The 12,330-nt window shown below is 55.8% G+C and carries 9 protein-coding genes; 7 read left to right on the top strand and 2 right to left on the bottom strand.

What is annotated here, in order from left to right; translation table 11 throughout:
- From Q1Q75_RS02575 to Q1Q75_RS02545, 7 genes are all read left to right on the top strand, one after another.
- Nucleotides 1-1,240: methyl-accepting chemotaxis protein (locus Q1Q75_RS02575; protein WP_300667452.1), on the top strand; the 1,240-nt coding region annotated here is incomplete at its 5' end.
- A 142-nt stretch (nucleotides 1,241-1,382) separates the two neighbouring features.
- A complete protein-coding gene (locus Q1Q75_RS02570; RefSeq protein ID WP_300667451.1) occupies nucleotides 1,383-1,823 on the top strand; it encodes a hypothetical protein in 441 nt (146 codons plus the stop codon).
- A gap of 612 nt (nucleotides 1,824-2,435) precedes the next feature.
- The gene (gene speA, locus Q1Q75_RS02565) at nucleotides 2,436-4,370 is read left to right on the top strand and encodes a biosynthetic arginine decarboxylase (protein ID WP_300667450.1); all 1,935 of its coding nucleotides are present in this window, start codon (nucleotides 2,436-2,438) and stop codon (nucleotides 4,368-4,370) included.
- A 728-nt stretch (nucleotides 4,371-5,098) separates the two neighbouring features.
- On the top strand, nucleotides 5,099-6,277 hold the full coding sequence (locus tag Q1Q75_RS02560) for a saccharopine dehydrogenase family protein (protein WP_300667449.1): 1,179 nt from the start codon (nucleotides 5,099-5,101) through the stop codon (nucleotides 6,275-6,277).
- Complete coding sequence (gene nspC, locus Q1Q75_RS02555) at nucleotides 6,274-7,419, top strand: carboxynorspermidine decarboxylase (protein WP_300667448.1); 1,146 nt, start codon at nucleotides 6,274-6,276, stop codon at nucleotides 7,417-7,419. Before Q1Q75_RS02560 ends, nspC begins: the two co-directional genes overlap by 4 nt.
- A gap of 662 nt (nucleotides 7,420-8,081) precedes the next feature.
- Nucleotides 8,082-8,954, top strand: coding sequence for an agmatinase (gene speB, locus Q1Q75_RS02550; protein WP_300667447.1), 873 nt, complete (start codon nucleotides 8,082-8,084; stop codon nucleotides 8,952-8,954).
- Nucleotides 8,955-9,154: 200 nt separating this feature from the next.
- The gene (locus Q1Q75_RS02545; RefSeq protein ID WP_300667446.1) at nucleotides 9,155-10,414 is read left to right on the top strand and encodes a M23 family metallopeptidase; all 1,260 of its coding nucleotides are present in this window, start codon (nucleotides 9,155-9,157) and stop codon (nucleotides 10,412-10,414) included.
- On the opposite strand, the gene Q1Q75_RS02540 is transcribed toward Q1Q75_RS02545, so the two are convergent.
- Together Q1Q75_RS02540 and Q1Q75_RS02535 are read right to left on the bottom strand one after the other, a co-directional pair.
- Nucleotides 10,411-11,037, bottom strand: a complete 627-nt coding sequence (locus Q1Q75_RS02540) for a histidine phosphatase family protein (RefSeq protein ID WP_300667445.1) — start codon at nucleotides 11,035-11,037, stop codon at nucleotides 10,411-10,413. The two genes, Q1Q75_RS02545 and Q1Q75_RS02540, sit on opposite strands and share 4 nt — an antisense overlap.
- A gap of 491 nt (nucleotides 11,038-11,528) precedes the next feature.
- Nucleotides 11,529-12,161, bottom strand: a complete 633-nt coding sequence (locus tag Q1Q75_RS02535) for a corrinoid protein (RefSeq protein ID WP_300667444.1) — start codon at nucleotides 12,159-12,161, stop codon at nucleotides 11,529-11,531.
- Nucleotides 12,162-12,330: the final 169 nt, after the last annotated feature.

Below are 12,330 nucleotides of genomic sequence, written 5' to 3'. Positions count from 1 at the left end.
GATGAACGCCATGGCCACAGGACCCTGCCTGGAGAAGCGCAAGATCAGCCTGGCTCTTTTGGATCAGGTGGCTGACGCCATGAATCAGGAGACACATCAGCTGGCTGCAGACGGGCGAGGGCTTTATGCCAGGATGCAGACCACCAATTACATCATTATGGCCTTGGCCGTGGGGCTCTCCATTTTTTTTGGGGTCGCCATCAGCGTGGCCATCACCAATCCCCTGAAAGAGGGCGTCGCCTTTTCTCAAGGGGTGGCCGAAGGGGATTTGACCCAGGTTCTTCAGGCCAACCGGGGTGATGAGATCGGAGCGCTCTCCACCTCACTCAATACCGTGGTGCAGAGTCTTCATACCATGATGGAACAGATCAACGCAGGGGTGGACCATCTGGCAGGTTCTTCAAAAGAGCTCTCTGCTGTCTCCGCCCAGGTGAAATCCGGGGCCGCCGGTACCTCGGAACGATCTGATACCGTGGCCGCCGCTGCCGAAGAGATGAACACCGGCATCGCCTTCGTGGCCTCTTCCGTGGAAGAGGCCTCTCAGAATATTGCCTCCGTGGCGTCGGCTGCCGGGCAGATGGCCTCCACCATCGAAGAGATCGGCAGGAACGCCAACACCGCCAAGGAGATCACCGACGCAGCTGTGTCTGGGACGAAGAACGCCACGCAGAAGGTGGGCGCTCTGGGTGACTCCGCCGAAGAGATTGGTACCATCTCAGAGACCATCTCAGGTATCTCCCAGCAGATTAACCTCCTGGCCCTGAACGCCACCATTGAGGCGGCCCGTGCCGGAGAAGCAGGGCGGGGCTTTGCCGTGGTGGCCGGGGAGATCAAGGATCTGGCCGGGGAGACCTCCAGGGCCACGGAAAAAATTTATGCCCAGGTGGCCACGGTTCAGTCGCAGATTGAGTCCACGGTCTCAGAAATCTCACATGTGTCTAAGATTGTGACCCAGATGGAAGAGATTGTTGCCATCATCGCCTCCGCCATGGAAGAGCAGGCCATCGCCACCAACGAAATTGCCGGAAATATTGAGGTCGCCGCCGTCAAGGTGGAGGACGTCAACCACCAGGTGGGTGAGAACTCTGCGGCCGTGGCCATCATTGCCCGGGACATCGCCGACGTCAACGCCTCCGCGCAGGAGATCACAGGCAGCACGGATGTGCTGACCCGCTGCGCCGGAGACATGAACCAGCTCGCCGATGACTTGAAAGGGCTGACGCGTCGATTTACCTTGTAAATAACCTGATATAAAACGAAATCATCAGCCCGTGAATTCAAGGATTCACGGGCTGTTTTTTTATTTTAATGTCTGGTGTATAGTCAGCCGTCAATGGAACTATCCGGTTCGGATAAGAGCCCAACAAGAAGGAGGCTGCGTCATGCAGGCAAAGATTCAGGACGTGCAGAAACAGGCAAAGAAAGTGTTGAAGTCCGATTGGACGAAGATCGTTCCCAAATATACCTTTGGGTGGGGCGGTCCCCTCTCATGGGCAGAGGAGATGTTTCCCCATATCACGCCAGTGATTGAGGACATGCGGGAGGTGATTTCAGAGGACCTTCCCGTTGTGGTGTATCAGACCCGTGAAAATCCCCCCGAACAGATGGTGGCCGCCATCCCTTTTAAGACAGAGGACGGAAACCCGTATAACATCCGAATTATCCCCAGCGAAGAGATTTCTCAGACGCAAATTACCCTCCTCTCCCATTTTGCCCAGGCGTTCTTGTTTCTTACCGCCAGCGGCGGCTTGCCTGAGCCCGGGAAGCCCGAAGCCCTTCAAAAGGCCCTGGTGAGGCTGACTGGCAAGAAACTGGTTGCCTGAGATCGGTCCCAGGGGGGCTCCGGCGTGGTGTCTGTTTTGCCTTGATCTTTTTTTTCGTAAATGGTAAATGCGCTTGCCCTTCTGCGGTAACCTTGGGATCTTTGACTCTATGGGGGGAGGGCCGGCAGCGGAAAAATCAGGGCATCATCCCAGGGATACCGGGTGGGTTTAGGGGCCTGTCATTCAGTTTGTTTTAGATTGTTTTGTTCTTCTGTATTATAGTGCAAGGGTACTTATTACGGCGTGTTAGCCCGGATATTTCACGAGTTGGGTGCGCTCATATGCAAGGCATCAGAGCTGAAGATGTAGTGGTTTACCTCAAATCTCTGATAACGCGGCAGATGAGTGCACCCGGCTCGCCCGAAGGGTGAGAAAATCAGACAGAATACCGTGGATTACATTTTGCATTTTTGAAACGACTGAAAATATTACTGCAAAGAACTGTAATTAAGAGCTATTCCTTAGTCCTGATTGTTTTCTCATGAAATATCCGGGTTAGAGCCTGTGTTGGTTTGTTGAGATAGTGTGTTTCAGCGGTTTTTTCCCTTCGATTGGGGCGAAAATTGACGGATGTGTATGGCGCCCCTGAGGGCTCACGTGAAACCCGATAACATGAAGGATTCGACATTGTTCGGTAAAGATAAACTTGAACGCTGGACCATTGAGGATTCCGCCGATCTGTACGGCATCCGAAACTGGGGGAATGGGTATTTTGATATCTCCGATGACGGACAGGTGGAGGTGATTCCCGACCCCGGAGCTCCGGAGAAAAGAATCCGGGTTCTGGACGTCATCTCAGGCATCCGCGCGCGAGGTCGGGAGATGCCCGTGCTTTTGCGCATTGAAAATATCCTCGACTCCCAGATTACCCATCTTCACACAAGCTTTCAAAAGGCGATCGAGACCTTTCAATACCAGGGGGACTTCCGGGGCGTTTATCCCATCAAGGTCAACCAGCAGAAGGAAGTGGTGGAAGAGGTGACCGAGTTTGGGCGTCAGTACCACCACGGGCTTGAGGCGGGCTCCAAGGCAGAACTCATCGCCGCCCTTTCGTTTCTCACCGATCCTGAGGCCTGCCTGATCTGCAATGGCTATAAAGACGAAGAGTTTGTGGACCTTGCCCTCTGGGCCACCAAGATGGGGCTTAATTGCTTTCTCGTGGTGGAGATGCCCGGGGAGCTGGAGCTCATTATGCGTCGTGCCGAGGCCTTGGGGGTTCGTCCAAACCTCGGGGTGCGCATCAAGCTGGCCAGCCGGGCTGGGGGCCATTGGACCGAGTCTGGCGGTGATCGTAGCATCTTCGGCCTGAACACCACCCAGGTGGTGGAGCTGGTGGATCGTCTCAAAGAGACGGGCATGCTGGACTGCCTGAAGCTGCTTCACTACCACCTGGGGTCACAGATCCCCAACATCCGGGATATTCGAAACGCGATGATGGAGGCCTGCCGTATCTACACCGGGCTTGCGGAAGAGGGTGCAGCCATGGGGTATCTCGACCTGGGCGGCGGACTTGCCGTGGATTACGATGGCTCTCATACCAATTTTTCCAGCTCTCGCAACTACACCATCGATGAGTATTGCGTAGACATCATCGAGACCGTCATGGGCGTGATGGACGATGAAGCGCTGGCCCACCCCACCATTGTCACGGAGTCCGGGCGTGCCACCGTGGCGTATTATTCCATGCTCCTGTTCAATATTCTGGATGTGGGACGCCTGAAACCCCGCCCCTTTCTGCAAGAGATGACCGAAGAGACCCCGGAAGTGATTGGCAACCTCATGGAGGTGCTGGAGGGGCTGACCCTGAAAAACCTCCAGGAGTGCTTCAACGACGCCATCTACTACCGGGACGAGGTGCGCCAGCGCTTTAAGCACGGGGAGATTAACCTGCGTGAACGCTCCATGGGGGAGAATATCTTCTGGCACATCATCCACACCATCGCCCGGAAGGTGAAGCATCTCAAACGGATCCCCAAGGAACTCGAAGGGATCGAAGAGGCCCTGGCCGATATCTATTACGGGAACTTCAGCGTGTTTCAAAGCCTGCCCGACGCCTGGGCCATCGGCCATCTCTTTCCCACCATGCCCATGCACCGTCTGAATGAAATGCCTACGCGCCATGGGGTCATCGCAGACATCACCTGCGACTGCGATGGCAAGCTCGATCGGTTTATCGATCCCCACGGGGTGAAAAATACCCTGCCCCTGCATGAACTCAAGGACAATGAGGAGTACTACCTGGGGGTCTTTCTTGTGGGTGCCTACCAGGAGACCCTGGGCGACCTCCACAACCTCTTCGGGGACACCAACGTGGTGAGCATCCGCATGCAGGAGGACGGCTCCGTGGATTACGTCAAGGAGGTCTCCGGGGACTCTGTGGCCGATGTCCTCGATTACGTAGAGTACGCTCCCCGCTCCATGATCAATCGATTCCGAAGGACCGCGGAATCGGCCATTCGAAACGGCCAGATCACCGTGGAAGAACGCACCCGGATCATGAAGGCCTACGAGAACGGGCTGCAGGGGTACACCTATTTCGAGCGATAAGCAAAAAAGCGATAAGCAAAAAAGCGATAAGCAAAAAAGCGATAAGCAAAAAACGCCTCCGGCGGCAAGGTGAGCCACCTTGAAAGCAGAATGCGAATGCGTTTTGCCCCTCGTTCCTCGGGGCAAATCACATCCGCCTTTAAGATGAAATTTAATCAAAATTAATTTTTATTGCCGGGGGCTAAACTTTTCAAAAGTTTAGCCCCCGGCAGGGCCGCCAGAGGCACAAGCTGAATAGTTACGATTGTTTATTTCCAGCCGCCTAACCCGAAGGGTGAGAAAACCGGAAATGACAGTTTGTATTTTTCGAACGTCTGATTTTTTTTGCCCCAACGCGCCGTAATAAAAGTGCATATCCTTTTGTGTTGTGGTTTCTCATGAAATGTCCGGGCTAAACGAAAAATAACGATACCCTTTGAAGGCTGTTGCACCCTCATAAAACCAAGGTAATGCAACCGGTGTGACGTCTCATCGCCACGACGGTCATTGCTTTTTTATGTACCGGCCCATTTTTTCGAGTTTCTTGCCCTTGGAGCACCTTAACTCTCGCGCTCGTGACACAGGGCGCAGGCCCTTACACGTCATGCGAATGCGGACGCATTACAGCCTGGAATTAAGAGGCCCGACGCGCATTCGCCTACCTGCTTTCGAGGTGGCACACCTCGCCGCCGGAGGCTGCTTTTTTTATTTAAATTTATTTGTTCCTCATAAAATAAAGGAGAGACACCATGAGCCGTGTATTGATAGTCGGGGCCGGTGGGGTTGGCCAGGTGGTGGCCCACAAGTGTGCCCAGGTTCCCGAGGTGTTTACTGAGATCATGCTGGCGAGCCGCACCAGGGAAAAGTGCGATAAGATTGCGGCCCAGCTTCCCCGTGCCATTCAGACGGCCAAACTCGACGCGGACAATGTGGCCGAGACCGTGGCTTTGATCCAGGCGTTTAAGCCCGATCTGGTTCTTAATGTGGCGCTTCCTTACCAGGATTTGCACCTCATGGACGCCTGTCTGGAGACGGGGGTGCACTACATGGACACCGCCAACTACGAGCCCCTGGACGAGGCGAAATATGAGTACAAGTGGCAGTGGGCGTATCAGGAGCGCTTTAAGGAGAAGGGGCTCATGGCCCTGATGGGCAGCGGGTTTGACCCTGGAGTGACCAACGTCTTCTGCGCCCACGCCGCCAAGCACCACTTTGACGAGATCCATGAGCTCGATATCATCGACTGCAACGCAGGCGATCATGGCCAGGCCTTTGCCACCAACTTCAACCCGGAGATCAACATCCGGGAGATCACCCAGCGCGGTCGCTACTGGGAGCGCGGAGAGTGGGTGGAGACCGATCCCCTCTCCTGGTCCATGACCTACGATTTTCCGGAAGAGATCGGCCCCAAAAAGTGTTTTCTTCTTTACCATGAAGAGTTGGAGTCTCTGGTGATGCATCTGAAAGGGCTCAAACGTGCCCGCTTCTGGATGACCTTCTCCGAGCAGTACCTCACCCACCTGAAGGTGCTGGAGAACATTGGCATGACCCGTATCGACGAGATCGATTACAAGGGCCAGAAGATCGCTCCCATTCAGTTTCTGAAAGCCGTGCTCCCCGATCCGGGCAGCCTCGGCCCTCTGACCAAGGGGCGCACCTGCATCGGTTGCCTCATGAAAGGCATCAAAGACGGCAAAGAAAAGACCGTCTACGTCTATAATATCTGTAACCACGAAGAGGCGTACAAAGAGGTGGGGTCCCAGGCCGTAAGCTACACCACCGGCGTGCCCGCCATGATCGGTGCCATGATGATGCTCACCGGCAAGTGGATGGAAAAAGGGGTGAGGCATATGGAAGAGTTCGACCCCGATCCCTTTATGGACGCCCTGAACCGTCACGGCCTCCCCTGGAAGGAAGTGGTGTCGTGACAGGGTTTGACGTATCGGCCGTCACCACCCCCAGCTTTGTGGTGGATGAACGGCTTATCCGGAAAAACCTCGAGGTGCTTGCAAAGGTGAAGGAGGAGGCTGGGTGCCGGATTCTCCTCGCCCTTAAAGGCTACTCCATGTCCAGTACCTTTCCTTTGATTCGGCAGGTATTGGACGGCACCTGTGCGAGCTCCGTTCACGAGGCGATGCTGGGGCGTGAGCGCTTTGGCGGCGAGGTCCACGCCTTTGCTGCCGCCTTCAGCAAAAAGGAGGTGGAGACCTTCTGCGGTCTCTGCGATCATCTTGTCTTCAACTCTTTTTCCCTCTGGGAACGGTTCAAGGACGAGGTGGCCGCCCAGCTGCGTACGGTGAGCTGCGGCATGCGGGTTAACCCGGAAAAGAGCATGGGGGCCACCCCCCTCTACGATCCCTGCAGTCCCGGCTCGCGTCTTGGGGTGCGGCGGGACGCTTTTCGAGCCGATTTATTAGACGGCATCGAGGGCCTTCACTTTCATGCCCTGTGCGAACAGGACAGCCCCGATCTGGAGCCGGTGCTTCTCGCCTTTGAAGAAAAATTCGGGGCCTTTCTGCCGACGATGCGGTGGGTCAATTTCGGGGGCGGTCATCATATCAGCCGGGCGGATTACGATGTCGATCGGCTGATTCGCCTGATCACGGAGTTCAAGGTGCGCCACCCCCACCTGACCGTCTACCTGGAACCCGGCGAGGCCGTGGCTCTGAACGCCGGTTTTCTCGTGGCCGAGGTCCTGGACATCACCGAGGCCTCTGACATGACAACAGCCATCCTGGACACCTCCGCCTCCTGCCACATGCCCGATGTGCTGGAGATGCCCTACCGTCCCCACATCATCGGCAGCGGAAAAAAAGGGGAAAAAGCGAAAAATTATCGTCTGGGCGGCCTCACCTGTCTGGCCGGAGACGTTATCGGCGAGTACAGCTTCGATGCCCCCCTTGCCATGGGGGATCGCCTCGTCTTCACCGACATGGCCATTTATTCCATGGTGAAAACCAACACCTTCAATGGTATCGGCCTGCCCGCCATCTATCGCATCGACACCGAAGGCGCCCTCCATCTGGAACGCAGCTTCGGCTACGAGGATTTTGTACATCGGTTGGCTTAGGGTGAAAAAGCGGAACAGTGGAAAAGCGGAACAGTGGAAAAGCGGAACAGTGGAAAAGCGAAAAAGGGAAAAAGGGAAAAGCGAAAAGCCTCCGGCGGCGAGGTGTGCCACCTCGAAAGCTGGTTTGCGAATGCGCATCGGGCGTCGTCACTCCGGGCTGACATGCGTCCGCATTCGCGTGAAGTGCAAGGAAACCCACAGTGCGTCGCAGGTGCATGAGTTGGGGGTCGGTGGCCAGAATTCAACTCAGCGTTAACTTTAACCGGAATAACTTTATGACGCAGTTGGTTTTTGGGTATCCTTTCAATCGAGACCTTTAAAATAATCCCGAGAAAGATGGACTGCAATGGAGCGCCGCACTCCGGTGCGGCTTTTAGCCCGGATATATCACGAGTTGGGTGCGCTCATATGCAAGGCATCAGAGCTGAAGATGTAGTGGTTTACCTCAAAGCTATGATAACGCGGCAGATGAGTGCACCCGGCTCGCCCGAAGGGTGAGAAAATCAGACAGAAGACCGTAGATTACATTTTGCATATCTGGGGTCTTTCCCCACCCCCTTCAAAATTTGCCACAACGCTTCATGTTACGTCACGGATGTAACCTGCTTTCGAGGTGACTCACCTCGCCGCTGAAGGTATGTTTTCATAAAAGGAGAAAAACGATGCAGGAGAGGTATCCTCGATTTCTTGAGAGCGAGATTGACGATTTGGGGCCGGAAGAGGCCTTATTCCATGTAATCCCAGTGCCTTTGGAGCAGACGGTGAGTTACGGGGGGGGCACGGGTGAGGGGCCGTCGGCCATTTTGCGGGCCTCGAGTCAGTTGGAGGTGTATGACGGGGTCTCCAACCCGAGTGAGCATGGCATCTGGACGGCTGCGCCTGTGGCGACGGACGGGGCGCTTGACGAGGTGGTGGCGCGTATTGAAGTGGCGGTAAGCAGATCCTTTAACCTGGGTAAGATGCCCGTTCTTCTCGGGGGAGAACATACCGTGACGGTGGGGGCTCTGGCCGCGTGTAAGAAGGCCTTTGGAGAGATCGGGGTGGTTCAGATTGACGCCCATGCCGACCTTAGGGACCGTTATGAGGGCACGCCGTACAGTCACGCCTGCGTCATGAAACGGGCCTGCGACATGGGGCACACGGTGTTTCAGGCGGGCATTCGGAGCCTCTCCCTTCCTGAGGTCGCCTTCCGGGAGAGCCACCCCGTGCATCATCTGGACGCCCGGGAGATTGCAAAAAATGGAATCCCCGAGGACCTGATCCCCGAGGGCTTTCCCGATCGCATCTGGCTGACCTTTGATGTGGACGGTCTCGACCCTTCCATCATGCCGGCCACCGGTACCCCGGAGCCCGGGGGGCTCTCCTGGTACCAGGCCCACGAAATCATCGAACAGGCCGTGACGGGACGGCAGGTCGTCGGCTTTGATGTGGTGGAGCTGGCCCCCATCAAAGGCCTTCATTTTCCGGATTTTGCGGCCGCGCGTCTGGTTTACGATATCCTGGGTTTTATCAGCCGGAAGGCGATTCTTCCTTAATGGGGGCGGGGGAGTCTTCAGGTAACGCCCGGAAGGAGGGCAACCGGTCTGTTTGACAGGGAATCACAGAACGTGGTAGTTCCTGTTGACAATAACTTCTTGCAGGACAGGGATGTTATGACACCGAAATTATCTGGTTTGGAACGCGGAGTCCCTGTCTTTACAGACTTACAATGACCCCTTTGAGTGATCAAGAGTTGATGACATATAAAAATTTTCCCCTTCTTCTGCTGATGGCAGTTGTCCCTTTTTTTGTTGGTTGTGATGAGACCGTGGAGTCTCAATCACCTGCTGCCTCAGCGCTGGCAACGCCCCCCGCTGTGGAGGCCGTTGCGCCTGTGCTTTCGGAACCCGAAGAGACGCTTTTTAAAGGCAAGGTGGCCTCAGGCAGTACGGCCGCAGCGATTTTAAAGGCCTGGCTCTCCCCGGCGGAAGTGCACGCCTTTGCCGGAGCCTGCGAACCGGTCTATGATCTCACCACGATTCGGGTGGGAAAAGATTGGCGAGTTGCCACGGTGGATGATCAGTTCGAGCGGTTTGAGTACATCATTGACTCGGAGAGTTACCTCGAGGTGTCCCGGGACGGGGAATCCTACAAGGCGGCCAGAAAACCCATTGCGTATGAGGTAAAGCGGGTCACGGTGAGGGGTAACATTCGAACCTCCCTTTACGAGGCCATGGCCTCAATCAATGAAAAAACCATCCTGGCGGTTCGGCTCGGCAACCTGTTCGGCTGGGAGATCGATTTCATCCATGACCTCCGGGTGGACGATTCTTTCTCTGTGCTCGTGGAAAAACGATACTCGGGATCCACCTTCAAAGGGTATGGGAAAATCCTGGCCGCAGAGTTCATCAATCAGGGGCAGCATTATGAGGCCTATCGGTTGGAGAATGAGGATGGGTCCGCGGATTATTATTCCCGTGCCGGAAAAAATCTTCGTCACGCTTTTTTGAAAACCCCTGTCGCCTTTACCCGGATCTCCTCCGGTTTTTCTCTGCGGCGATACCATCCCATCCAGAAACGATACAAGCCCCATTACGGTGTTGATTATGCCGCGCCGACGGGGACGCCCATTTACGCTATTGCAAGCGGGACCCTGAAGCGGGTTGCGAGCAACAACAGTTCGGGCAATCATATCTTTATCACCCACAGCAATGGCTACGAAAGTGGCTACCTTCACATGTCCCGGTTTGCGAAAGGCATTCGTACCGGGAAGAAAGTAGAGCAGGGGGATTTGATCGGTTACGTCGGATCCACTGGCCTTGCCACCGGCCCTCACCTCTGTTTCCGCATGAAGATTCACGGCAAGCCCGTGGACCCCACCAAAATTGACACCCCCCGCGCCGCATCCATCAAAGACAATCAGAAAGAAGCTTTTTCCCGTGTCCTCGCCGAGTATGGTCCTCTTTTTGAGACCCGTTATGCCAAGGCAGCCAAGGGACCGCAGGAAAAGAGTTAAACGCCATGGGCGATGAGGCAGGACTCTGGATTGAGGAGGGTCAGGCCTCTATCGTCCGCCGTGAGGGTGAGGATGCGCCCGTTTTCAGGGAGGCGAATGTCATCCAGGTCGCTAAGCTCTTTCTTTAAATAGAAGGCCAGAGCCGTTTTGATGGCGATGGCGTGCGACACGACCAGAAGGGTTTCGCCCGGATGGGTGTTCAGGAGCGCCGTGATGGCGTTGACGACCCGCCCTTGAACCTGGCTGAACCGTTCTGCCCCGGAGAGCGAAAAGTGGTGAGGGGCCTGCCAGAAGTCTCGGCAGGCTTTGGGGTGGCGCTTTTCAGCCTCCTCAATGGGAAGGCCCTCCAGGGGGCCAAGGCCGATCTCTCGGAGCCCTTCCACGGGGGCGAGGGGGATGTTGCGGGATCCGATGATGCCCTTTGCGGTCTCCATGGCCCGTCCGGATGGGCTGGTAAAGGCGGCGGTGATCGGCCGCTCTTTGAGCGCTTCACCGGCGGCCAGCGCCTGCCGTTTCCCTGTCTCCGTGAGGGGTGAGTTCAGGTGTCCCTGAAGGCGGCGTTCAACGTTCCAGTGGGTCTGGCCGTGGCGGACGAGAAAGAGGGTGGTGGACGTTTGTGACATGTCAGTGCCCCATTTGCTTGGATGATTCATGGTTAAACGATGTCGAGCATATCGTGGTGTTCACAAATTGCAAGGGGCATGCTGGCTTTTGGCAGGAGTCTTCGTGAAATCGGTGCGTCGATAAAAAACATGATTCTATGAAAAAATACGGTAACTATTCAGCTTGTGCCTCCGGCGGCCCTGCCGGGGGCTAAGCTTTTGATCCGCCTTCGCCCAAGGGCTACGGCGCGACAAGCGATCCGTTTTCGCCTGCGGTTACGCCGTAACCCGCTTTCAAGGTGGCACACCTTGCCGCCGGAGTCGTTCCGGCTAAAGTCAACCCATGAATTGACACGGAAGCACCGACAGCTCATGTACTTGCGACATCCGTTGTCATCCCTCACCCGTCGTGCGAATGCGGGCGCGACGAGCTCAGGGTAACGGCAGCCGTAGAGCATTCGCAAACCCGCTTTCAAGGTGGCGCCACCTTGCCGCCGGAGGCTTTGGAACTTTTACTGAAGAACCAGCTCGCGGGCCACTTTACCGGCGGCTCCGGCATCGGGGGCGAAGGCGTCAGCGCCGATGCGGTCGGCGAAGTCCTGGGTCAGGGGGGCGCCACCGATAAGAATTTTTACGGAGTCTCCAAGCCCGGCGGCATGGATGGCTTCCACGGTCTCTTCCACCACGCACATGGTGGTGGTCAGAAGGGTTGAGAGGCCGATGATGTCTGCGTTGTGTTCTTTGGCCGCTTCGATGAATTTTTCTTTAAGGACGTCAACACCCAGGTCCACGACGTTGAACCCAGCCCCTTCCAGCATGATGCAGACCAGGTTTTTTCCGATGTCATGCAGGTCCCCGTGAACTGTTCCCACGACAATGGTTCCCACCTTTTTCACATCGTCTCCGCTCAGGTAGGGTTTCAGGACTTCGACCCCGGCTTTCATGGTATGGGCGGACATGAGCATTTCGGGAACAAAGGTTTCCCCGGCAGAAAACCGTTCACCGACAACATCCATGGCCCGAATCAGGCCCTGGTTGAGAATCTCATTGACGGCGGTTCCGGCAGCAATCTCTGCGGTGACATCTTCAACCACTTTGGGGGGGTTCAGATCGATAACGGCCTGAAAAATACTTTCAACAGACATTTTATACACTCCTTTGGTCAAGACAGACGCATGAAAAGTCATTTCGACCCCGGCTCGTTGGTTGTGACCTGCGGGGACGATGGCAGCTCTGCAACACACCAGCGCGTGTGTTGTTTCCCTGCCTTCAGACCTGTGCGATCCATCAAAAAATCAGATCGGTTTAAGTGGG

The organism is Desulfoluna sp. (assembly GCF_030145185.1).
Classification (GTDB): domain Bacteria; phylum Desulfobacterota; class Desulfobacteria; order Desulfobacterales; family Desulfolunaceae; genus Desulfoluna.
The sequence above is the reverse complement of the archived record's forward strand: the minus strand, read 5'-3'. Positions and strand labels throughout refer to the sequence as shown.